The sequence below is a fragment of the Pseudobacteriovorax antillogorgiicola genome (assembly GCF_900177345.1).
Taxonomy (GTDB): domain Bacteria; phylum Bdellovibrionota_B; class Oligoflexia; order Oligoflexales; family Oligoflexaceae; genus Pseudobacteriovorax; species Pseudobacteriovorax antillogorgiicola.
In genome coordinates this window covers 1-23,964 of sequence record NZ_FWZT01000012.1, presented here as the reverse complement: position 1 = coordinate 23,964, position 23,964 = coordinate 1, and the positions used below count along the sequence as shown (strand labels likewise).

Here is a 23,964-nt window from a genome sequence, read left to right as displayed (position 1 = left end):
AGAGGTTCGAGCAGATTCGAACCCGGTTTCTTAAGGGAAGGCGATAGGGGCAGCCAATGGGCGATCAGAAAAAGTTTCGAATCAGGGCGGAGCAGGAAGAAGAAATGGGCATCGAGCTAAACGATGCTCCCGAACCAGCTCCTTCATACGCTAGGGAAATTAGTGGTCAGCAGCTTGAGTCGTATATTGACGACATTGCCGACACGGTGCGCGTGGGCTTGGATCAGAGTATCTCAATTCTGACTCCTTGGTTTTTCAATAATATGCCTAAGATTTACTATCAAACGACGCCAAGGCAGGAAAAAGTTCGTCATCTATCAGCAATTATCACCGGCCATGTGTTTGAAACCAAGCAAACCGTAGAGCTTTGGGACCGAGATAAATCGAAGGTTACCTACATCGGACCTGGGGGCGATCGTAAGATTCTTAGTGACATGGCTAAGAGAATCTCCAACAACAATTTGAAGATGGGAGCTGTCTATTTCTCCCGTGACAACCTGCTATTTCTTTCCACCTTCTTCTGTACTGATCACAAAGGTCTGGATCAAGATAACAAGCGGATTCTTGAGAAGGTTAGCGCTGCCAAAGAGCTGATGCTGCAAGAATATCCAGATTGTGGTTCTGAAATTGAGACCTATGTCAAGAATCTCGATAATGATTTCGTGATGTATGCGACAGCTGCACGTCTGAGCATCACGTTCCGCATGGTCAAGCATATGCTCGATCACCAAGGGGCTCACACCTTTATCGATACCTTCGAGAACTCCCCTAATGCTCGCCTGACACTAGGCTTGAAGAACGTCAATCCAGCTCAGATGATGGAGCCTATTTTAACTTTGATCCACCGCTACGATTTTAATGTTGGTCGAGCTTTTGTTGCGAAGTTTGAAGAGGGCTATGACGAGTCAATTACGGTGATGCACTTCATTATGTCTCACGGTTCGAGCCAGAAGGTCTCATCTCGCTTTGTGCCTATGATTCGTCTGAACAAAGCTTTGAGAACCATGGGGTGGGTGGACTATGACGAGTTCGCCGATTTTACGGCCATGCCTTACGATTTTTCCATCAATGCTACCAACCTCATTCGGAGTTTCGCAACCTACGCTCATCTATTTCTGAGCAAGCGCAATCCCTATGCTTACTCTCTATATAAGATTCGCAATACCTTCGCTCAGAATCATGAGCTACTAGACATGTTGGTCAAGTTCTTCAGGGCCAAGTTTGATCCTAGTTTGCCTGAAGGTGAGTGGGAACGCACTGCTGAAGAAAGAGTTGCAGAGATCAAAAAAGAGATCGATGGCTTGTTCGAAGACATTGATCGTCACATCTTTAAGAAGTGCTTGAAGTTTATTAAGTACTGCCTGAAGACCAACTACTTTTTGCCTACGAAAACAGGGTTGGCGTTTCGCCTCGATCCAGCGATCCTAGACACTAGGTACTACCCTCACGCACCCTATGGGATTTTCTTCATTCTGGGTAAGGATTTCCGTTTCTTCCAAGTTCGCTGGAAGGATATTGCCAGGGGTGGAATGCGGGTCGTCATGCCTCGTTCCGCTGCTGACTATGACATGGCCTTGGCAGGTCTTTTTGATGAGGTTTATGGCCTAAGCCACGCTCAGCAGATGAAAAATAAGGACATTCCCGAAGGGGGATCGAAGGCTGTGTTGGTCTTGAAGCCTGATGGCCACCGAGATCAGGCTGTCAAAGGCTCTGTGAACGCCTTGCTTGATCTTCTTGTAGAAGAGGACGAATCCCACGAAAACCTAGATAAGCTTGTTAGCTACTACGATAAAACCGAGATTATTTACCTTGGTCCTGACGAAAACATGACCAATGAGTTGATCAACTGGATTCCGGCGCAAGCCAAACGTCGGGGTTACAAATATGCTCCCGCATTCATGTCCTCGAAGCCTGGTGAGGGAATCAACCACAAGGAATATGGTGTTACCAGCGAAGGGGTGAATGTATTTGTCGAAAATACCCTGCAATTCCTTGGTATCGATCCGCGGAAGGATAGCTTCAAAGTCAAGATGACTGGTGGGCCTGATGGGGATGTGGCTGGTAACGAGCTGATGATTCTTCACCGCGAATATAAAGAAAATGCCAGAGTTGTTTCCATCTCCGATGGCTTCGGCGCGGCATATGATCCCGAGGGCCTAGACTGGGCTGAGCTATTGCGGCTCGTGAAAGAATCTAAGTCTATCGTCGAGTTTGACAAGGGCAAGCTCAGTAAGTCCGACGATGCTTTTGTGATTGCTGCTGATAGCAACGAGAATATCAAGACTCGCAATGAGATCTACCGGAGAGTCTACGCAGATATCTTTATTCCAGCAGGTGGGCGACCTTACTCGGTGAATGGTAAGAACTGGTCTCAATTTTTCACTGAGTCCGGTGAATCTACGGTGCGAGCTATCGTTGAAGGGGCAAATATTTTCTTCACTGATGATGCTCGTGAGAAGCTCCAAGAAAACGGGGTTTTCATCATTAAAGACTCCTCGGCAAACAAAACGGGCGTGATTTGCTCGTCATACGAAATCATTGCCTCACTGGTGATCTCTGCTCAAGAATTTCTTGCGATTAAGGAAGACTACGTACAGCAGGTTATCGATGTATTGCGGCAAAGAGCAGACGCTGAAGCGAAGCTGCTCTTTCGCGTCTATGCGGAAGAGGATCGCTCCAAGACTTTGGTTGAGCTATCCCTTCAGATATCCAAAGAGATCAACCGTATCACCGATGTTTTGCTAGAGAACCTGACCAAAGACATCAAAGGCGTTTTGCAAGACCCGCTTTACCAGGCGATCGTCATCGATCACTGTCCGCCGATCTTGGTAGAGAAGTATCGTGATCGTATCTTAGAGCGATTGCCTGATACCCATCAGATCGCCATTATCGCTTCCTCCATAGCGTCCTATGTGGTGTATAACGAGGGCTTAACGTGGCTAAAGAGTATCCCAAGCCAGTACTGGTTCGAGGCACTTAAGATCTACATTGAAAAGGATCGTTTGACCCATCAGCTTCTAGAGAATGTGAAGGGCTCTAGCCTTGCTGAGAAGGGGCAGATTGAAGCGATTCTTAGTATGAGTGCGGCTCGTAATCTGACTGTGATGGAATTGCAGTCACGATCCATCCTAAAATAATGAGATGCTTCGCTGCGTTCGGTGTGATTTCAAGGTCATGCTGTGCGTAGCGGGGTTCGATTCGTCACTGCAACAAGCGCAGACCAACTCGCATGACATCCCTCTTTTTATCGAAATCGACGAGATAGTCACCATAGCCATTGAAATACTCCACGAACAAGCGAGTATTGCCAGGGTGTCGACTATCAAGTAGCCCCAAAGGGTCTAGAGTTGCTTGGGCAATGAACTGATGGCCCTTAGCGCCACGGCTATACCGCAGGTAGCCGGTAACATGGCCATCCTCCCGCCACTCTAGGATCGAGCTTGCATAGCCAATATAGTCATGAATTCGGGTCGAGTTCTTGGTGACGATGGGAGCGTCCACTCGTGGGGCGAACCAAAGCTTTGATAACCCCGGAACTTTCCAAAAGGATTGCCAGTAAAATCGATTCACACTCCGGGACTGATTGGCCCTCTGCTCGGGGCCAGAAGGTTCATTGTCAACACCATTTGACGCGTGCTCGAACGAAAAAATATGGCGTGGTGAGAAAATCCACTGCAATTCGGGGTGGTGATTGATGTCTATAAACGGATTGGACTTGGTGCGACCGCTTCGATCCCAGAAACCCCGCATGGTGTAAGAAAAATAGAAGGGTAGCTGGCGGATGAGCTGGTGGCTGAGATTGAACTGAAGTTTCACAACCCTGTCGGGCTCGACAGCGGCAAAGTGAGCGGGAGGCTCATAATAGCTTCGTTCAAGGGATGTGGCGGAAACTGGCCATAACCACACTGGGCCGAGGATAAGCATCCCTAGAACGACGCGAGGGGCCTGCAAGTCCATGGTGAAAGATCCCAATCAAAAGTGAGGTTTTCTTGTTGTTTTTAAATCAAGTCTAACACAGCTAAGTCAATCTGCATAGTTCGCTGCTAAGCCGCCCTCGATGCTTGTAATCCAGAAATATCATGACTTTTCACAAGGTTTGTGCTATTCCGTTGCAGCGTCATGGTGACTGAAAAATATTAAGAGTGTATTTATATTTAAGTGAGTTTCATAAATGTTCCTCAAAAAAATCATCATCAAAACCATGGCAGTTTGTCTGATTGTATTGACGCCAGTTACAAAAGCTTTCAGCGAGGAGCAAATCGCTGCTCCAGGCGACGAACTCGTTAATTTACCAGAACCCGCTTGGCTACAGACAATGAAGCTCATCGACTATGAGCTGCTGGGTGTCACGGGTTTTGTGACCTATCTGGGCGTAAAAAGTTGGGACTGGGGTTCGAGTCGATTCAAATTCAATGACGAGGGCTGGTTTAGCGCCGACACGGGGAGCGGTGGCCAAGACAAGTTGGGCCACTTTTACTCAAGCTATATCATGGCGGAATTCCTATACACCCAGGCTCGGAAAGCAAGGCCTCAGGGGATGGAACGCAATGATTATCCGGGGCTTTATGCCTGGCTGATCATGCTCTATGTAGAAGTCTTTGATGGGGTATCCAAGGACCATGGCTTCTCTTATGAGGATTTGATCATGAATTCTAGTGGGATCGGGCTTGCCATGCTGCGGGATCGGTATCCTAAGCTTGCAGAAACCATGGATTTCAGAATTGAGTATAGCCCAAAGCGTTTTGTAGAAACAAAACATCCGATTACAGACTACATGAACCAGCGCTACATGGTGGTTCTAAAGCCGGCCGGATTCGATTCCCTTGCCGATACCCCCCTGAAATACTTTGAGTTTAGTGCAGGGTACTTTGCAAGGGGCTTCAAAAACGATGATCCAGAAATCCGAGAGACCTTTGTGGGCGTGGGACTCAACCTAAACGAATTGCTATTCAAGCCTGCGACGCGGCACTTTTCGTATGCTCATCATGGCAATGACTTTTTTAATTATGTCCAAGTTCCAGAGACTTACCTGCGATATGGGACGAGTCGAAAGGAATCAGGAGGTTCCTAGACTGGGTTTACTCTAGACATTTTGAGTGATTCAGGCTAAACCTATGCTTTTTTGGCGCCAGTAAGACGAGAAGGACTTAAAGGCCGAATGAAGAATGCGACCATAAAATCGAGAAACTCTTTAGAGATCTTTCGGGATGTGGTTCTCGCCCTTTTTCTGCGAGAGGTTAAGACGCGCTTTGGTAAGTTTCGTTTGGGTTGGGCTTGGGCTTTGATCGAGCCACTGACTCATGTGGCAATATTTTCTCTGATGTGGGGTCTTCGAGGGACTTGGGAGATTCTTGGGCACTCAGCTCCCCTATTTATATTTTTAGGGATCATGCCCTACAATCTTTTTTCTAATAACATGACGCGATCCATGAATGCGGCGTCCGCAAATCGGGGTTTATTTAACTTTCAGCAAGTGCGGCCAATCCATACCTTGATCTCTCGCTGGCTCTTAGAGCTGTTTATTTTTGTGATGGTGTGTGCGGTTTTTATTCTAATCCTGTGGTGGTTTCAGGTGGATGTTGCCGTTCATGATCCTGGCCTTGTTCTAGAAGCGTTATTTTTCCTTGTGATTCTATCGATTGGGGCCGGTTTGTGCACATCGGGTCTGGTGACCATGTTCCCAGAAATGGAGAAGGTCGTTCCGATGCTCACCAGGCCGCTGTATTTTCTATCTGGAATCTTTTATGCAGCGGCTACCCTACCATCGGCAGCCGTCAAGGCCTTAGCTTGGAATCCTATATTCTGTGCGATTGAGCTGATTCGAGAGGGTTATCTGGGCTTACCCCTATCACCCTATATTTCAGAGACATACCTCGTTAAGGTTGCCCTCATCACGCTATTAGTAGGGCTTTACCTTCACAAGCGGACTTGGATACGGATGGTAGCAACATGATCGAGCTGAAGAATGTAACAAAGTCCTATGCTACTAAGCGAGGGCGAAAATATGCCTTGCGCAATGTGAGTTTTAAAATTCCCACCAACGCCAGCGTGGGCATTTTAGGGCGAAATGGAGCAGGTAAGAGTACCTTGCTAAGGTTGATCGGCAAGATTGATTATCCCGATCGAGGGCTTATCCAGAGTTCAGCCAGTATCTCTTGGCCAGTGGGGCTAGGGGCATTTCAGGGCAGCATGACCGCTCGGGAAAATACTCGATTCGTGTGCCGTATCCATGGGGTGGAAGATGCTGCTGAAGTTGAACGACAAGTAGCGGAATTTGCTGATATTGGGGACTACTTTGATATGCCAATTCAGAGTTATTCGTCAGGAATGCGCTCACGATTTTCCTTCGGCTTGTCGATGTCATTTCGTTTCGACGTCTACCTGGTTGATGAGGTGACGGCGGTTGGCGACAAAAATTTCCGAGCAAAATGTTCGGCAGCAATGACAGCCAAGCAAGAGACATCATCCTTTATTATGGTGTCCCACAATTTGAATGAGTTAATAAAGCACTGTGAAGTAGGTTTACTGCTCAATGATGGTCAGTTGACATACTATGATGATATCCGAGAAGCAGTCGCTAGCTATAAGAAAATGGTGTGAATTTTGAAAATTTCTGAACCGAGAAAATTTAGAAAACTAAGACGCAACCCAAAGCTCTTTCTTAAAGATTCGCGGGCAAAGCAATTGTATGAGGAGCACAAGGCGAAGGGCACTCATCGCCGGATGCTTCAGCATCAATTTGCCTACTGGGTCGCAATACCGTTCGTGATTTGTGCTCTTTACCTGACTATATTTGCAGCCGATCGCTTTGCGAGCAAGGCAGAGCTTATAGTAAAAAGAGTGAATGGAGCCGAGAGTTTAAACCTTGGTGCTTTAAGCTTGATTGGTGGCTCCAGTAACTCGGCCGCAGACGCAATGCTGGTTCAAGAATATATTCTTTCGATGGCGATGATGGATCATCTCCATGAAAAGATTGCTTTGCTTGATCATTTTCGTTCTGAAAAAGTCGATTTCGTTTTTCGTTTAGGCTCGAATACAAGCCGAGAGGAGTCTTACGCGTACTATCTCAATCGTGTTCGTGTGGACTTCGATGAGTTATCAGGAGTTATGACAATCGAGGCGCAGGGTTTTGAGCCTAGCTACGCTCAAAAAATTGTTCAAGTCATCAGTTCCGAGAGTGAAGCCTTCCTCAACCGGATCAACCATGACTTGGCTGCTGAGCAAATGGAGTTTGTAGAAGAAGAAGTCGTTCGCGCTCAGGATAACTTAAGAGCGGCGAAGCAGAATATGATCGCATTTCAGAGTAAGCATAACATTGTTCAGCCTGAAGAGCAGTCGAAGGCTGTGGTTGGTGTGGTTAACGAGCTAACAGCGAGTAAAACCAAGCTTGAGGCGGAATTGAAAACCCTTCTTGGTTACATGAACCCCAAAGCACCAGAAGTTGAAGCATTGCGAAATCGTATTTCAGCCATCAATGAGCAGCTTGCCGGTGAGAACCAAGGGTTTACCAGTACAGGTAGTGGCTCACAGTCTCTCGGAAAACTAACGGCCGAGTATCATGACTTGGTCTTAAACTTCAATTTTGCCCAAGATGCTTATAAAACAGCTCTTGTTAGCCTAGAAAAAACCCGTGTAGAAAGCACGCAAAAGAAGAAGTTTTTGGTGGTCGTGAGCCGTGCCTTTAAACCAGAAGACGCAACACACCCCAAAGTGTTTTATAACCTGGTGACGATCTTCTTTGGGTTGCTAGTACTATACGGAGTCGTGACACTGTCTATCGAAATTGTAAGAGAGAATCGAGCGTAGTTATGAACATACGAAGCCTTATCATACTTGGAAGCCTGTTCTTAGGGACTAAGTCTTTAGCAATAGAAAATATGGATGTCAGCCAAGAGCAAACTGCTGTGGAAACCAAGGTGCGTGATAGCAATATCCTGCCTTTCGGAGCAAACCTATTCCAGGGTAGTTTTTCCAAAGAGTCGTTTAAAGGTTTTAACCCAGACTATCAGATTGATGTAGGGGATGCCATCAGCGTTCAATTCTGGGGGGCTGTAGAGTTTCAGCAGAATCTAATCGTTGATGCCCAGGGAAATATCTTTCTACCCAAAGTGGGGCCAGTTCGTGTGCTTGGTGTAAGAAACCAAGACTTGAACGCGGTGATTAAGAAAAAAGTTTCTCAGGTCTATCTCAAAAATGTTGGCGTCTATACTAACCTTAATACCAATCAATCTGTAAAAGTATACGTTACCGGCTTTGTAAATAGTCCAGGGCTTTACGGTGGTCTTAACACCGACTCTGTTCTTTATTACCTCGATAAGGCTAAGGGAATTGATTTAGATCGTGGTAGCTTTGTCGAAGTGAGTTTGCTTCGCAATGGCAAGAAAAAGCTCAGTATTGATCTTTATGAGTTTATTCTCAAAGGTTCTATGCCAATCGTCCAATTTCACGATGGTGATACGATCCTTGTGGAATCTCGAAAGCCGAGCCTTATTATCAAAGGACTGGTGCAAAACGCGAATAGCTTCGAGTTGAGCTCCTCCACCATCGATTTAAAACGTCTACTAGAATTGGCGAGACCATCAGCTGAAGCGACGCATATTCGCGTTGAAAGTAATTCTGGCGATCAGAAAACTCATGCCTACCACATGATTAAGAAGGCAAAAGGTCTGATCTTTCGAGCAGGTGACGAAATTACCGTCGTCAATGATAAGCAGCGGGGTAACCTGTCAGTTCGAGTTCAGGGTGAACACAAAAGCAAACGAGAGTTTATTGTTAAGCCAGGGGCTACGATCGCTGATATTCTCGACCAGGTAGAGTTGAGCAACCTCTCCGATCAGGATCACGTTCAGCTATTCCGTAAACGGGTTCAGGCAACCCAGAAGGTGAGACTTGCTGAGTCTTTAGACAAGCTAGAACAATCTATTCTGGGTGCGACCTCTGTCACCAAAGAGGAAGCTGAAATTCGTGCCCGAGAGGCTGAGATGCTCCTCAAGTTAGTGGAGCGTGCCCGTCGCGTGGAACCCAAGGGTCAAGTCGTGCTGGCAAAGGACTTGGAGCGATCGCAGATCATACTCGAAGAAGACGATTTACTGGTGATTCCTCAGAAGACCAACGTTGTAATGATTCACGGTGAGGTTCAATTTCCCAATGCAGTCATCTATCGAGAGAATCTCGATGTGAAAGATTATATTGCCCAATCCGGTGGTTTTACAGATAGAGCGGATGAGGATAAGATTCTTGTTCTCCATCTCGATGGCTCATTCTCTATTCAAGATAGTGGTTGGTTTACAGGCAATATCAAGCTGCGACCAGGGGATGAGATCTTCGTTATTCCTGAGGTTGATAGCAAGACTTTCCAATTGGGTAAAGATGTGGCGCAAGTGCTATTCAATGTTGCAGCTACAGCTCGTATCTTACTAGCCCTCTAATCTCGGAAGATGCAATGAAACGATACCTGACCCTATCTAAAGGCATTCGAAACTTTAAAGCTCTCGAAACGTTTCTTGGGGGAAGGGTCGACTATGGGTGGCCCAAAAGTCTTCGCTTCAAGGTACTTACCTGGGGGCGAAAGATCGAAGCTGATCGTGGTGAGCAACTCAGCCGAATTACTGGCAGGGGTTTGATACGCTTGGAAGATGGCTTCTTTGCCTATCAGCTTCATCCCTCGCTTGGATCACCAAGACTATCCCTCATTGCTGACCCTGTGGGTATCTACTACGACGCCAGTCGTCCGAGTCAGCTTGAGGATCTCCTCAATCAAAGTGCTGGCCTAAATCGAGAGCAACTTGCACGCACGAAGGGAATCCTAGCAACGATCAAAGAAGAAGCGCTGAGTAAGTACAATCACCAAAGCCTTTGTCGTGACCAGGACCTAGATCAGGCTCACGATCGCAAGAGAATTTTGATCGTCGATCAAACGTTTGGCGACCGCTCGGTGTATTATTCGGGGGCTAGTGCTCAAGACTTTAAGGCGATGGTGGCAGCTGCTGTTAGGGAGAACCCAGAAGCTCAGATCTTTGCCAAGATTCATCCAGACGTAAAGCTAGGGACAAAAAAGGGTTATCTTAAAGACTTTTTGCCAGATAATGTAACGCTCATTGATCGTGACTTAAATCCAGTCTATCTGCTTGGTCAGGTAGACCATGTTTACACAGTTAGCTCGCAGGTGGGGTTCGAAGCTTTGCTCCTAGGTAAGTCGGTAACCTGCTTTGGAGTTCCGTTTTATGCGGGCTGGGGTCTGACAGACGACCGAAGAACGTGTGAGCGACGAAAGAACAAGCTGTCTATCGAGCAACTTGCCTACCACACTTTGGTTGACTACTGCCTTTACGTCGATCCCGTCAAAGATTGCCTGTGTGAAATTGAAGACACATTAGACCTTCTGAAACAAAAAGAACCGATGAAAATTCGGCACTACGATAAGATCTATGCCTTAGGCTTAAGTTTCTGGAAGCGGTGCTTCATGCCGTTTTATCTTCGGCCTCATGTTAAAAAATTGCGATTTATCCGCCAGGTTAAGTCATTGAGTCGAGCTACTTCAGGTGCTGCGGTACTTGTATGGGGCTATCAGCATGAGAAGGACGTGGCTTTGGCTCGCAGCAAAGGCTATCAGATCTTGCGGATTGAGGACGGCTTCATTCGGTCTGTAGGATTGGGAACAGATCTCAAGCGACCTTCATCTCTAGTGATAGAAGAGCAGGAACTTTACTACCATGGATCAAAGGAAAGTCGGCTGGAATCCATTCTAGCGCGACAGACCTTCAGCCCAAGCATTCTACAGCGGGCGGAAAAACTGATCGAGACTATCAAGCAAAGCAAAGTCACGAAATATAATGTAGGTGCTCAGGATGATGTTTTGTTCACAAGAGGTGAACATGACTCACGAACAGTTCGCTTAGTTGTAGGTCAGGTGCCGGGAGATGCCTCCCTCAAACTTGGAGGCGTTGATTGTTTCGGGGACGCTGGTTTGCTCCGTTTTGTGCGGGATCAATTTCCAGATAGCTTTATTGTTTATAAGCCTCATCCTGATACCATTTCAGGCAATCGATCCAAGGCATCAGTTCCAGAAAATCTTTACGACGTCATGCTTGTAAATCAGAGTATTATCAAATGCTTCGCTGCCTGTGATGCCGTTCATGTGCTTACCTCATTGGCCGGTTTCGAAGCCTTGATTCATGGCAAACAGGTCTTTACCTATGGGATGCCGTTTTATGCAGGGTGGGGCCTTACCATTGATCGGCATCAGCGAAAAGAGCGCTCAAGAGACCTTAGCCTGGCGGAGTTAGTAGCGGGAACGTTGATATTCTACCCACACTATTTCAGCTGGTCGAAACGAGCTGTCAGCAGTGTCGAGAGTATCATTGATGAGATACGTACAGATATGGAAAAAAACGTTACTCAGAATCAAAAAAGCGGAATCAATCGCTGGTGGACAAAGCTTCGTTACTTTAAAGAAGCTCTATTATATTAAGGCAAGACAGCCCATGATGCAGGCTCGTCAATGAGATCTGGTTAAGATAGATGAAAGTTCTCACAATTATGTTCTGCTTGGAAAAATATTGTTATTTTTCTACTTCAAAGAGCATATTTTTCTAGACTACCTGTCTTAAATCATCTATTTACTGGCTTTCAAGGCCGTAGGCTAAACATGGCAGCAGCGGGCTTTGGTTTCTTTTTTGACAAGCCCACTTTATTTCGCCGCTAACTGCAATATTTCAGATTTTTGAGGTTCCTTTGAACATCCTATTGCTTCAGGGTCCGATGGGTCCCTTTTTTCAAAAATTTGCCAAGCAATTGGAAGCTGATGGCCATCGAGTCATTAAAGTGAATTTCAATGGTGGTGACATATTCTACAGCCGTGGACTTAAGTCTGTCTCCTTTCGTGGTCAATTGGATCAGTTATCCTGGTTTCTTAAACAGCTGATCGCTCAACACCATATTGATGTGGTCTATGGCTATGGAGACTGTCGGGATCATCATCGCGTTGCAACCAAAGTTTGTGCTGACCAATCTGTTCCGGTGTACTACTTCGAGGATGGGTACCTAAGGCCAGATTATATCACTTGTGAGCTAGGTGGGGTGAACGACAATTCATCACTTCCTCGCGATCCCGAGTTTTATCGAAAGCAGCCGAAGGGGCCTTTGCCAAAAACCGAAAGCATAGGCTTCGACTTCTATCAGCGCATTCTCCATGCTGTTGCCTACTATTTTTTCTCGTTCATACTGCGACGTCAATTCGCTCACTATAGTCATCATCGTTCGTTCTGTGGTTTCTATGAGGCACGCTGTTGGATTAAAGCTTGGCTTCTGAAGCATCCACAACGTTGGCTGTCTGGCCGACGATTAGCCGGCTTACAACGAAAGTGGGGTAGTCGTTTCTATTTGATGCCATTGCAAATCAAAGATGATTCTCAGATCCGCTTTCACTCTGACTTTCCCGATGTGGCGTCCTCAATTAAGGTGGCTGTGTCTTCCTTTGCCAAACACGCTCCTACCGACACGGCGCTAGTTATCAAGCACCACCCTATGGATCGAGGCCATAGCAACTACCAGCATCTGATCAAGCAGCTTGTTAAAGAGCATAAGCTTGGTGATCGTGTTGTCTATATCTACGATGGGCCTAACCCGTGGCTCCTTCGAAAGTGTTTAGGCGTAGTGCTTATAAATTCCACGATGGGGATTAGTGCTCTGGTTCACGGCAAGAAAGTTAAGGCTTTAGGTCGAGCGATTTATGATATGCCAGGGCTTTGCTTTCAAGGTGAGCTATCAGGGTTTTGGGCAGCGGATTTTGAGCCTGATCGCGGTTTATTTGAGCGTTTTCGCTTGTATCTGGTGAAGCAGACTCAGTTAAATCAGAATTTCTATAAGCCCTTGGACAGCATCCAGGTTCCTGGTCTAAGCGGTATCGAGCCAAAAAAGCCAAGGATTCCCGTTGTTATCCAGCATGTGTTGAGCCGAAAGAATCATTTATCTGAAGAGAAGAGCGGGGTTGCGATTCCTCAAGCTTAGCTTCAAGTGCTCAGGGTGAGCACTCTGATCTGAGTTTTCGCTCATGATGAACACAGTTTATTTCGGAAGTCCATAAAAGCCAGAAGCTATGCTAGAAAAGCGGTGTATTATATGTTAGCTCTATCGCACTAGAGCGAGCGCAATCAGATGGGTTCAGTAGGCGCTGGAAAGTAGCTTCTGGCATGTGTTAATTGAGCAGACGGATTTCTGAATCATTTACCTCACATTTCTCATGCCACACTTTGCAAAAGAGCCCTTTTGCTCAATCGATTCGAACAATGTGCAATATATCGAGGTTTCCTTACCTTATTTGTAATGGGATTTGATCGAGAATTAACTGGGACATAGACAATGGACGTACGAACCAGCCTGAATAGCGAAGTGGTGTCTCCTATCATCGACTCCATAAGCGTTGCTAAAAAGTGTCTTCGGGAGGAAGCTCAGGAGCTGATGAAGCTAGCTGATTCTGTTAGTTGCGAGTTTTCTGAAGCGATCGATGCGATTTATGGCTGTCAGGGTAGATTGATAGTCTTAGGGATGGGTAAGTCAGGGTTGGTGGGCAAGAAAATCGCCGCTACCCTAGCTTCAACAGGTACGCCGAGTTTTTTTATTCACCCAGGTGAAGCCTTTCACGGTGATTTAGGCATGATCGTGCCGCAAGATATGGTTCTGCTCCTTTCCTATAGCGGTGAGACAGCTGAGATCTGCAGTCTTCTCCGGCCCCTAAAGCAATTTGGTAACAAAACCATTGCCATTGTTGGCAACAAAGACTCAACACTTGGTCGTGAAGTTAATTATTGTTTGGAAGCGAAAGTAGAGCAGGAGATTTGCCCACTCAACCTAGCGCCGACATCCTCTACCACAGCGGCGATGGCTCTTGGTGATGCAATCGCGGTGACCTTGATGAAGAAGCGAAACTTCGCTGCGGAACAGTTCGCCAGGTTTCATCCTGGTGGAAGCCTTGGTCGAAGACTCTTAACCCGAGTAGAAGATGTCATGCTTAAAGACGATCTGCCCATGGTAACGGCAGACGATGGCATCGAAAAAGTTATTTTTACAATGACTGCATCGGCAATTGGGATTGCAATTGTTGCTAACGATCGTAAGCTCCTGGGAGTCATAACTGACTCAGACATTCGATCGGCATTCGCATCGATTGAAACTTTGAAAGATGTGCAAGCAAAAGACATCATGACGCCTCAGCCAAAAACTATTTTGGCGTCGACCCAGATTAGCCAGGCACGTGAATTTATCAAGGAGAATCCCTGTCGCGCTTTGGTCGTTTTAGATGATAACGAAAACATCGTTGGTCTCTATGGAAGAGATCGATTTAACTAATGGTCCATAATAGCGAACCGTAAACAGATGTGGATGATGATGCAGAAAACTATCAGATTTAAAGACATCGAACTAAGTAATGATCGACCGTTTGTATTGTTCGCGGGCAACAATGTGATCGAGTCCAGAGACCTTGTTATGAAGACCGCGGAAACTTTGAAGGAAGTTACTGCTAAGCTGAGTATTCCCTATGTGTTCAAGGCTAGCTTTGATAAAGCGAACCGTTCTTCGAACAAATCCTTTCGAGGCCCAGGGCTTGATGAAGGACTCAAAATATTGCAAGAAGTTAAATCAAGTTTCGACTTGCCCATTATTTCAGATATTCATGAGCCTTATCAGGCAGCACCTGCTGCTGAAGTTTGTGATGTTATACAACTACCCGCATTTTTAGCTCGCCAGACTGATTTGGTGAATGCCATGGCAGCGACTAGCGCGGTGATTAATATAAAGAAGCCGCAATTTCTCGCTCCCCATGAGATGGGGCATATATTGAGTAAGTTTGAAGAAGCAGGGAATGATCAAACAATTCTTTGTGAGCGAGGCACAAGCTTTGGGTACAACAACCTTGTCGTCGATATGCTTGGCTTCCAGGTGATGAAAGAAACTGGTCATCCTGTGATTTTTGATGTGACTCACGCACTGCAAATGCCTGGTGGCCGCAAGGATTCAGCGGATGGCCGTCGGCAGTTTGTAACATCATTGGCTCTGGCTGGAATGTCACAGAAGATAGCTGGGATTTTTCTAGAGACCCATCCTGATCCTGATCAGGCCTTGTGTGATGGACCTTGTGCCTTGCGTTTGGATCGGGTGGAGGTGTTTTTGGATCAGATGAAGAAGATGGATGATCTGGTTAAGTCTCTTAGCGATATAGATACAATTTAAGAATTATGCTCAAGGTAGTAGTTCCTGAGCTTCGGTAAGTACGAAGGTGGTTTTAACGCATGTGTGGAATAGTTGGATATATTGGGGATCGACCGGTTGTTGACACTCTCGTCGCGGGGTTGAAAAAGTTAGAGTATAGAGGCTACGATTCTTCTGGCATTGCTGTAACTAATGAGCATGGTAGTGTCAGCACAGTTAAGGAAGCTGGTAAACTTGTTAACTTGATCGCTCAATTGCCGAACCTGCCTACTACTTGCAAGTCTGGAATAGGTCATACAAGATGGGCGACACATGGCAGGCCAGACAGAGGCAATGCACACCCACATACTGCGGAAGGTATAACGCTGGTCCACAACGGAATCATCGAAAACTTCGATGATCTTAAAAATGTGCTGCTGGAAGAGGGGTTTGAGTTTAACTCAGAGACGGATTCTGAAGTTGTCGCTAAACTATTAAGCTCTTACCTTCGATCGGGTGTTGAGCCAGACGTTGCCATAAAGATGGCGCTTGATAAGCTTGATGGCGCTTATGCGTTGGGGGTTATTTTTCATAGTCGTCCAGAAAATCTTTATGTGGCAAAGAAGGGCTCTCCTCTTGCTATTGGTAAAGGAAACGGAGAGATTTTCTTCGGTAGTGACATCTCGAGCTTTGGCGAGTTTTGCCAGTCAGCCTACTTTCTGAAAGACAATGAATGGGCACGTTTGTCTGTAGAGGGTATCTCTCTTTTTAAAAGTTCAGGTGAAGCCGCTCCGTTAGATCTCAAAGAAATATCTTGGGAACCTGGTATCGTAGATAAGGGCGAATTTCCTCACTTTATGCTGAAGGAAATTCACGAACAACCGGATGTGATTCGCCGAGCTATTCAAGGCTATACAAGCGATAACTCCTTAGATTTGAAGAAGCTTGGTATCGAAAGGCTTGAAGTTAGTAAGCTTGAGCAAATTCATATTGTTGCTTGCGGAACAGCCTATATTGCGGGATTAGTCTGTCGGTCATTCATTGAAAGAACCTTGCAAATCCCGGTGAATGTTGAAATTGCTAGTGAATTTCGATATAGAGAGCCGTTTCTTCTAGGAGATAGAAAAACCCTTGTCATCGTTATCTCTCAATCAGGTGAGACGGCAGACACATTGGCGTCTCTGAAGTATGCGGCGGGCCACGAGTGTCAAACATTATCAATTTGCAATGTTCCATTCTCCAGCATTGTTCGGCACAGCCAAAGCTCTATACTCATGACTGCTGGTCCAGAAATTGGTGTTGCATCTACTAAAGCTTTTATTGGTCAGATACTTTGCCTGTACCTATGGTCTCTAGCTGCAGGGAAAGAAAAAGGTTTTACTTCTATTGTTGAGATAGACGAGGCTCTCGCTGAACTCAAGCAGCTTCCCAATCAGGTTGCAAAAGTTCTAGAAACGAAGTCGGATATTGAGAAGATCGCTGCGAAGTATAATGGCTATAAAAGTTTTCTTTTTGTAGGTCGTGGCTCAAGCTATCCAATTGCTATTGAAGGAGCGCTCAAGCTTAAGGAAATCTCCTACATCCATGCAGAGGCCTATGCAGCTGGTGAGCTCAAGCATGGTCCTATTGCGCTCGTCGACAAGGATATGCCAGTCCTGGCAATCGCACCTAACGATCGTTATCAGGAAAAAACAGTTTCAAACATTCTAGAGATAAGAGCAAGAAACGGAATTATTATTGGTCTTGGGGATAGTGAAAACAAACATCTGGCATCGGTCTGTGATGATTTGATGTCAGGTCCTTCTTCTTCAAACGAAGTATTTCAAGCCTTGCTATCTACGATCCCTCTTCAACTGTTTTCCTACTATGTAGCTTGCCAGCGCGGAGAAGACGTGGATCAACCGAGAAATTTAGCAAAATCAGTAACAGTTGAATAAAAAATATAGATTGAAGATAAGGAATCATCAGATGAGCGTAGCGATAGTAGTTGGCACGAGACCAGAAATTATAAAGGTTGCTCCACTAGTGTGGGAACTAGAGAAAAGAAACCTAGATTTCTTTATTGTCCACTCCAATCAACACTACAGTCCTGAAATGGATGCGGTCTTTTTTGAAGATCTAAACCTTCCAGCACCCAAGTACAATCTGCATGTTGGCTCAGGCTCCCATGGAAACCAAACAGGCAATATCTTAATTAAGATTGAACCAATTTTTGAAAAAGAGATGCCAAAGGCTGTCTTGGTCCAGGGAGACACTAATACTGTTCTTGCTGCGGGAATGGCCGCATCGAAACTTGGTATCCTTGTAGGACATGTTGAAGCAGGTCTTCGATCTTACGATAGAACAATGCCCGAGGAAACCAATAGGGTTATCGTTGATCACTTGTCAGACTTTCTTTTTGCTGTAACTGATAAGCAACATCAGATCCTACTTAGCGAAGGGGTTGAGAAGGAAAAAATCCACACTGTTGGCAATACGGTTATCGATACTCTCTACCAAATGAGAGAATATGCAGAGCTGCCGCTTGATCTGCAGCTTGCCAAGGACGAGTATGTTTTGTTGACAGCTCATAGAGCGAGCAATGTTGATTCTGAAGCTAGTCTTATGTCTTTTATGGAGGCAATAAACTCTATTGCCTCAAGATTCGAGATGCCGGTTCTATTCCCAATACATCCTCGAACTGCGAAGATGGTTGAAAATTCGCCTCACAGTTTTCATAAGAATATTAGGGTGATCCCGCCGCAGAGTTACAAAGCTTTTTCTGCGATACTTGCCAATGCTAGACTTGTCGTTACTGACTCCGGTGGACTCCAGGAGGAGGCCTGCGCTCTCCAGGTTCCTTGCGTAACGATTCGAGAAAATACAGAGCGACCTGAGACGATAGAAGTTGGTGCAAATATTCTAGCTGGAATTGATCCAGAAAAAGTTATCGATGCTTGTGAGCTAATGCTTAATAGAGCACGAGATTGGTCCTGCCCCTTTGGTGATGGTACAACCGCCAGGAAGATTATTGATATTCTTCAAAAAAATATTCCTGAATTGCACTCCAAGTCCAAGGACAAGCATGCGGTGACGGTTGTTGGGTTAGGATACATGGGTTTGCCAATGGCCTTACTTCTAGCTGAAGCAGGTCACGATGTTTCTGGCTTTGACATTAGTAAAAAGAAGATTGATATGCTTGTTGATGGTAATCTTCCTTTCGATGAGCCAGGCCTGCCAGAGCTCTTTGCGAAAGCAAGGAATTCGATAGAATTTTCCACGAACCTTCGAAAGTCTGACTCTTATCTTATTTCTGTTCCTACTCCTATTAAGGATAGGAAGTGCGATTTAAGCTACGTTGAGAGGGCATTTGAAGCAGTCCTTGAAGTTTGTGATACTGGCGACCTTGTGGTTGTTGAATCAACGATTCGTCCAGGAACGTGTCGCGACGTATTGCAACCACTAGCTGACAAAAAAAATAAGCAGGTTTTGATTGCTCATTGCCCAGAACGTGCAATTCCGGGGTCAACGATCCATGAGTTAAAACACAATGCGCGGTTGGTAGGTGGTCTGTGTGCAGATTCTACAAAGGCGGCAGTTAACTTGTATTCCTCATTTGTCGAGGGAGAAGTTGTCCCTTGTGAAGCGACGACTGCGGAGCTAGCAAAGGTTGCAGAGAATACATTCCGGGATATCAATATAGCTTTTGCCAACCAACTTGATGCGATAACCGAAGATCTCGGTGTGTCCTCATTGGATGTGATTAAGCTGGCTAACCTTCATCCAAGGGTCAGCATTCTCCAGCCTGGCATTGGTGTCGGTGGGCATTGCATCGCCATTGATCCTTGGTTTCTCATTGAACAACAAGAAGAAGGTAGCCTGATTGAAGAGGCAAGGGTTGTTAATGATGCCCGACCAGGAGTTATTGCGCAACGTCTGGCTAAAGTTTGCAATGAAAATGGTTACAAGAGAGTTGGTATTCTAGGCGTGGCTTATAAGCCTAACGTGGACGACACGCGAGAGACTCCTGTGCTTCATATCGCTGATGAACTTGAACGTCTTGGGTTAGAAGTTGTTTGTCATGATCCTCTCGCAGTCAATTTCGATCGAGAGTTAGTCGACTTTCAAGCGATTGAGGACTTCGCTGATTTGATTTTTGTAGCGGTAGAGCACGATGTTTTTAGCGACTATCGTATTTCTAAACCTCTTGTGAATAAGCTCGGTAAGCCTTTAATTCAGTTTAGTAGCTACCATAGCTTGCCTGAAACATTGAAAAAATCTTTAAGGGCTTAATGATTTTTTATCGGGAAGCTGATCTCGTGCTCTGGCATGGCAAACTTAAAGAAGAAAACTATTTTATCAAGCAGATGCCTTCATCAATTTAAAGATAGAATGAGCGTAAGCGAAAGTTACTGCAGTAAGCATGAAGCAAACAGTTGAGGAAAGACCAAAAATGACAAGCATCACTGATCAGCGTAGACATCCTTTAAAAGTGAAGGGGTCTCCTCTTTTGAATTCACGTCAACAATGGATTTGTATGCAGGTAACCGGCAATAAAGTTCTGGATGTTGGTTGTGGGCTTGGGAGTGTATCAAAATCTTTGGCGATGCTTGGTAAGGAAGTAGTTGGAATTGATACCAATGCTGCTGCAATTGAGCAAGCAAATAGAACTTTTGTCGATGCTGAAGGAAGATCGGAAAAACTTAAGTATATCCAAAAGTCGTTCTTTGATCAAAGCCTGGGATACAAGGAGTACGACTGTATTGTTTTAGATTGCATTATTCAGACTTTTGCCAATCCATTTGTGGTTATTGACCGTTGCCTTTCACTATTGAACGAGAATGGCAGATTAGTGCTAACCGTGCCTTTTGATACCCAAAAATTTTTCAACAAAGAGAGACAGCTGTTCGTTTGCGATTCGGCAAGATTGCTGAATAAAGAATTTCGGGTAACAGATCATGAAATAAGCTCAGACTGGATAGGCTTTTCTTCTCTCAGAGAACGCTCCAGCTCTGATCGATTTGATGAGTTGTACTGGAATATATTTAGAAAAACTGAACAACTGCTCTTAGAATCAGTTAGACGCTCACATCCACTGGCTGAAGTGAGAAAGAATACTGGAAATTTAGAAGTTGAAGCCTACCAGTCCAAACTGATTCCCAAGCAGTCAATAGTCTTTAATGATGGGGGAGAGGTTATAGATTCAGAGGTTACAAGTTTCAAGCAAGGCTCAGATAGAAAACTAATCGAAGAACTTAGATGTACGATAAATGAGGCTAAGGAACGTGAGTCTGAGCTATTAGAAAAAATACGAGAAATTAAACTGGATAACACTGAATTAGAGAAGCAAAACAACCTTCTCAAGTCGAGGGAATTAGTTTCAAACGAATTTTCCGAAGACGCTCAAAAAAAGCTAAGAAAGCATATTCTATCGCTGGAAAAAGAAGTGTCAAAATATCAGCGCTCGCATTCCTATAGATTGGGGTACTCTCTTATAACTCTTTATAAGAATCCGAAGAGTTTTTTTCGTAGCTTGAGGAACATATTTTCTTCCTTCAAGAAAGTCCCCTACGACCCTGCAGTTCATGAATTAGGGGATAAACTGCTATTGGAAGCATTTCTAGGGAAGAAGCAACAGGAAGTCTCGCAGAATAATGGGGTGGGAGAAGCAGGGAAAGTTAACGAACTCAAACAAGACTACATTGACTGGCCGGAGTTTATCCCAGTGGGCAAAAAGCAAGCCAGTGGCAAGATAAAAGCTGCATCGATTTTCGATCAGTTTAGCGAAGAATGTTTCAAGTACGAAATTGATATTGTTCCCGTCACAAAAAGAGGCTGGAAACAGGAGATCATCGAGGGCAAGCCTGATATTCTCTTTTTGGAGTCATCCTGGGCTGGTAACAATGGTGAGTGGACCTATGCTATGGTTAGCTACAAGAAACCTCATCTTGGTGGGGCACTTCAGAATATGATCAATTTTTGTAAAGGAATGAATATTCCGGTTGTGTTCTGGAACAAGGAAGATCCAACTAACTTTGAGCATTTCGTTGATTTAGCGAAAGACTGCGATTATATTTTCACAACTGATGAAAATATGATTCCTAAATATCGGAAGCAGGTTGGCCACAAAAATGTATTTTGTTTACCCTTTGCTGCTCAGCCTCAGGTCCATAATCCAGTACAATCAAAAGGTCTGAAAAAATACGATATTTGTTTCTCAGGAAGTTGGTATGAAAATATACCTAGTCGAAAATCTCAAATTAATCTTCTACTTAGTGCTGCAAAAAACTATAATCTTCATATTTACGATAGAATGCTTTTTGCAAAAGACCATAGGAAAGGAAGAGTATTTCCTGAGAAGTTTCAAAAGTACATAGCCGGTTCTCTTCCGTATAAGAAGATGTTGACAGCCCACAAACAGTACAGGGTTTTCTTAAATGTTAATTCAGTTGAAAACTCTCCGACAATGTGCTCAAGAAGGATATTCGAGCTTTTGGCAAGTGGGACGCCGGTTATTTCGACCAAAGGGAAAGCTATAAAACGTTTATTTGGTAACTACGTGACTGAGGTTAGCTCTGAGAAGCAGGCCCGGGTGGCTATTGACTCCATTATTAACGGGGACAAGAGAGAGCTGAATAAGCAAAGGCATCGAGCTATGAGAATGATTTTTGCGAATCACACCTATTCTAATCGTTTAGATATGGTTATGGAAAAAGTTGGTATTCCTAAAAAGAAGGAGAGCGAGAAGGTTTCTGTAGTAGTATCAACTAATCGAGAATCTTTCTTAGACCGACTGGTTGAAAATTTGAATCGGCAGACGTTGAAAGAATTTGAGGTGGTCATCGTTCTAAATGGGCCCTCTATGAATAGAAAGCCTTTTGAAAAAATTCGAAAGGGAATTTCTGTTTCAATTTATGAAAGTGCCGCTGGTACTTTAGGGTATTCCCTTAACCTGGGTATAGAAAATTCTAGCGGAGAATTTTTATTCAAGATGGATGACGATGATTTTTACGGCCCACACTACTTAACTGATATGCTTGATGCTTTTAAGTATTCAGGTGCAGACGTATTAGGAAAAAAAGCGGTAATGTGTTACCTAGAAAGTAGGGATGAAGTTATCGTAAAATACCCCACTCAACAGCACTACTACACGGACTTTATTACCGGAGCAACACTTAGCTTCAGAAGATACGTTTGGAATAAGGTTAAGTTTGCAGATAGAAATAGGGGCGAAGATTCGAATTTTCTTGAAGAATGCAAAAGGAACAAGTTTATAATCTACTCAGCTGATATGTATAATTACGTAATAATGAGAAGAGCAGATCAGAACTCTCATACTTGGGTTATCAAAGAAGAGCAGTTTGCAAGGAATACGGAGAAACTTTGCAAGGGTCTGAATTTTAAGGAAATATTTGTGTAGTTGCTAGGCGATAAATTGTGAGAGAAGTCTAATTGATGAATCTGAATTATGCTAGGTGTAAGAAAAGAACCGAAGTCAATGCTTTGGTATATGGTATTGGCTATCTTTTCCTTCAGGACAATGCTTGCGAGGAAAAATATTGATGCGAGGGCTATCCGAAATTATCCTAAGCTCAACAAAGGTTAAGTACCAAAGGGGGTTTTTTATATCCACGGACAGGTGTCAGAATACCTTAGGGTGGACCGAGAAACATGTTGGTAATTAACTTTGGTTTCAGTTTGATCCTCAAAATAGTTTCGGCCACTTCGAGGACGGGTTTGGTTTTTTAGCTATTATTGGATATGCAATAGATATTCGTAGCGGCACAAACAGCATTGAAGCACTGACTCAAGGCCTTTTCCTTGCACTCAAACAATCCGAATCGAGCTTCCATGACGAGCTCGACTATATGAATGGTCGTTTCGTTTTAGTCTACCGTCGAGGTGCATCACCTATTAAGGTCCTCAATGATGCCTGTGGGCTCAGAAGCGTTTTCTATTCCGATCTACATTCGATCAAAATTTCATCGCATCCAAACTTGCTTGCTGAGAGAATTGGTTCCGAAAGAAACGGACTAGCGAAATATCTGTCAATATATACTGGCTATCACCCTCCTGCCAACACCACGCCTTGGTACAATATCTTTCAATTGATACCTAATCATTATTTGGATACTTCCAGTAAAGCCTTAAAGCGCTTTTTCCCGCGCGAAGAACTTATCCAGAGGTTGCCAACCGAAAGCAGCAGAAATGAAATTGCAGAACACCTCGCTAATCAAGTCAACCTCCTTAAGGATGAAAACCTACTCTGCTCGATCACGGCCGGTATAGATAGTCGAGTAACCCTTAGTGCTACAAAAAAGCACTCTCGAAATATTCACTACTTTACCTACTTTGGAGGTACTGGTGAAGCAGAGAAAATACTATCGACAGACAGGAAGGTGGTCTCAGATATAGTCGACAATCTGCAATTGAATCATACATTCTTTAGACTGAGAATTGAGGAAGACCTTGATATCCAGGCAGTTCTCGAAAAGCAGATGTCAGAAAGCCATCTCATCCATAATAAATCAGTTGCTACAGAATTTATCAAACGATTTCGTGGAAAAAACTATTTGCATCTGCGCTCAAACCTTTTGGAAATCACCAGACATTTTTATCGCAATGTATACCGATTAAAAAACAAATATTTGAGCCTTATAGTGTACCCAATTTGAAGCAAACCAAATTTACTGCTAAATAACGGAGGTAACCATGGCAGTGAACGAGGTTTTAAACATGTCAGATGTGAAGAGATGGACAGGTAAGAAGAAGGCTGAAGCTGTTCTTGAGATCATCAAG

15 protein-coding genes are annotated in these 23,964 nt (G+C 44.6%); 14 read left to right on the top strand and 1 reads right to left on the bottom strand.

All coding sequences use genetic code 11. The features are described 5' to 3' along the window. Window positions 1–56 precede the first annotated feature (56 nt). Complete coding sequence (locus B9N89_RS16025) at window positions 57–3,137, top strand: NAD-glutamate dehydrogenase domain-containing protein (RefSeq protein WP_132320318.1); 3,081 nt, start codon at window positions 57–59, stop codon at window positions 3,135–3,137. A 64-nt stretch (window positions 3,138–3,201) separates the two neighbouring features. Here B9N89_RS16025 and B9N89_RS16020 read toward each other — a convergent pair whose 3' ends face one another. Continuing rightward, complete coding sequence (locus B9N89_RS16020) at window positions 3,202–3,957, bottom strand: phospholipase A (protein ID WP_132320316.1); 756 nt, start codon at window positions 3,955–3,957, stop codon at window positions 3,202–3,204. Between the two features lie 214 nt (window positions 3,958–4,171). Here B9N89_RS16020 and B9N89_RS16015 point away from each other — a divergent pair, with 214 nt between their 5' ends. The 13 genes from B9N89_RS16015 to B9N89_RS15955 all read left to right on the top strand — a co-directional run bounded on the left by B9N89_RS16015 (window position 4,172) and on the right by B9N89_RS15955 (window position 23,840). Continuing rightward, window positions 4,172–5,071, top strand: a complete 900-nt coding sequence (locus tag B9N89_RS16015) for a DUF2279 domain-containing protein (protein WP_132320314.1) — start codon at window positions 4,172–4,174, stop codon at window positions 5,069–5,071. Between the two features lie 87 nt (window positions 5,072–5,158). After that, on the top strand, window positions 5,159–5,953 hold the full coding sequence (locus tag B9N89_RS16010; protein ID WP_132320312.1) for an ABC transporter permease: 795 nt from the start codon (window positions 5,159–5,161) through the stop codon (window positions 5,951–5,953). Continuing rightward, window positions 5,950–6,600 carry an ABC transporter ATP-binding protein gene (locus B9N89_RS16005; RefSeq protein ID WP_132320310.1) on the top strand — a complete coding sequence of 217 codons (651 nt, stop codon included), beginning with the start codon at window positions 5,950–5,952 and terminating at the stop codon, window positions 6,598–6,600. Before B9N89_RS16010 ends, B9N89_RS16005 begins: the two co-directional genes overlap by 4 nt. A gap of 3 nt (window positions 6,601–6,603) precedes the next feature. After that, window positions 6,604–7,806, top strand: coding sequence for a KpsE/RkpR family capsule polysaccharide export protein (locus B9N89_RS16000; protein WP_132320308.1), 1,203 nt, complete (start codon window positions 6,604–6,606; stop codon window positions 7,804–7,806). A gap of 2 nt (window positions 7,807–7,808) precedes the next feature. Then, the gene (locus B9N89_RS15995) at window positions 7,809–9,428 is read left to right on the top strand and encodes a polysaccharide biosynthesis/export family protein (protein ID WP_132320306.1); all 1,620 of its coding nucleotides are present in this window, start codon (window positions 7,809–7,811) and stop codon (window positions 9,426–9,428) included. 14 nt (window positions 9,429–9,442) lie between these two features. Beyond that, window positions 9,443–11,470 (top strand): capsular polysaccharide biosynthesis protein, encoded by a 2,028-nt coding sequence (locus tag B9N89_RS15990; protein WP_132320304.1) that lies wholly within the window; start codon window positions 9,443–9,445, stop codon window positions 11,468–11,470. Window positions 11,471–11,733: 263 nt separating this feature from the next. Continuing rightward, window positions 11,734–13,008: a capsule biosynthesis protein gene (locus tag B9N89_RS15985; RefSeq protein WP_132320302.1), complete on the top strand. Its 1,275-nt coding sequence runs from the start codon at window positions 11,734–11,736 to the stop codon at window positions 13,006–13,008. A 396-nt stretch (window positions 13,009–13,404) separates the two neighbouring features. Then, window positions 13,405–14,346 (top strand): KpsF/GutQ family sugar-phosphate isomerase, encoded by a 942-nt coding sequence (locus B9N89_RS15980; protein WP_132320637.1) that lies wholly within the window; start codon window positions 13,405–13,407, stop codon window positions 14,344–14,346. 36 nt (window positions 14,347–14,382) lie between these two features. After that, window positions 14,383–15,228 (top strand): 3-deoxy-8-phosphooctulonate synthase, encoded by an 846-nt coding sequence (kdsA, locus tag B9N89_RS15975; RefSeq protein ID WP_132320635.1) that lies wholly within the window; start codon window positions 14,383–14,385, stop codon window positions 15,226–15,228. A gap of 59 nt (window positions 15,229–15,287) precedes the next feature. Beyond that, complete coding sequence (gene glmS, locus B9N89_RS15970) at window positions 15,288–17,123, top strand: glutamine--fructose-6-phosphate transaminase (isomerizing) (protein ID WP_132320300.1); 1,836 nt, start codon at window positions 15,288–15,290, stop codon at window positions 17,121–17,123. Window positions 17,124–17,154: 31 nt separating this feature from the next. Further along, on the top strand, window positions 17,155–19,458 hold the full coding sequence (gene wecB / locus B9N89_RS15965; protein WP_132320298.1) for a non-hydrolyzing UDP-N-acetylglucosamine 2-epimerase: 2,304 nt from the start codon (window positions 17,155–17,157) through the stop codon (window positions 19,456–19,458). A gap of 130 nt (window positions 19,459–19,588) precedes the next feature. Beyond that, a complete protein-coding gene (locus B9N89_RS15960; RefSeq protein WP_132320296.1) occupies window positions 19,589–22,585 on the top strand; it encodes a glycosyltransferase in 2,997 nt (998 codons plus the stop codon). Between the two features lie 448 nt (window positions 22,586–23,033). Then, a complete protein-coding gene (locus B9N89_RS15955) occupies window positions 23,034–23,840 on the top strand; it encodes a hypothetical protein (protein WP_132320294.1) in 807 nt (268 codons plus the stop codon). Window positions 23,841–23,964 lie beyond the last annotated feature (124 nt).

Bases quoted from the DNA above. Each gene is read 5' to 3' on its own strand.
- B9N89_RS16025 (WP_132320318.1), top strand. From the start codon at position 57: ATGGGCGATCAGAAAAAGTTTCGAATCAGGGCGGAGCAGGAAGAAGAA.
- B9N89_RS16020 (WP_132320316.1), bottom strand. From the start codon at position 3,957: ATGGACTTGCAGGCCCCTCGCGTCGTTCTAGGGATGCTTATCCTCGGC.
- B9N89_RS16015 (WP_132320314.1), top strand. From the start codon at position 4,172: ATGTTCCTCAAAAAAATCATCATCAAAACCATGGCAGTTTGTCTGATT.
- B9N89_RS16010 (WP_132320312.1), top strand. From the start codon at position 5,159: ATGAAGAATGCGACCATAAAATCGAGAAACTCTTTAGAGATCTTTCGG.
- B9N89_RS16005 (WP_132320310.1), top strand. From the start codon at position 5,950: ATGATCGAGCTGAAGAATGTAACAAAGTCCTATGCTACTAAGCGAGGG.
- B9N89_RS15995 (WP_132320306.1), top strand. From the start codon at position 7,809: ATGAACATACGAAGCCTTATCATACTTGGAAGCCTGTTCTTAGGGACT.
- B9N89_RS15990 (WP_132320304.1), top strand. From the start codon at position 9,443: ATGAAACGATACCTGACCCTATCTAAAGGCATTCGAAACTTTAAAGCT.
- kdsA (WP_132320635.1), top strand. From the start codon at position 14,383: ATGATGCAGAAAACTATCAGATTTAAAGACATCGAACTAAGTAATGAT.
- glmS (WP_132320300.1), top strand. From the start codon at position 15,288: ATGTGTGGAATAGTTGGATATATTGGGGATCGACCGGTTGTTGACACT.
- wecB (WP_132320298.1), top strand. From the start codon at position 17,155: ATGAGCGTAGCGATAGTAGTTGGCACGAGACCAGAAATTATAAAGGTT.
- B9N89_RS15960 (WP_132320296.1), top strand. From the start codon at position 19,589: ATGAAGCAAACAGTTGAGGAAAGACCAAAAATGACAAGCATCACTGAT.
- B9N89_RS15955 (WP_132320294.1), top strand. From the start codon at position 23,034: ATGAATGGTCGTTTCGTTTTAGTCTACCGTCGAGGTGCATCACCTATT.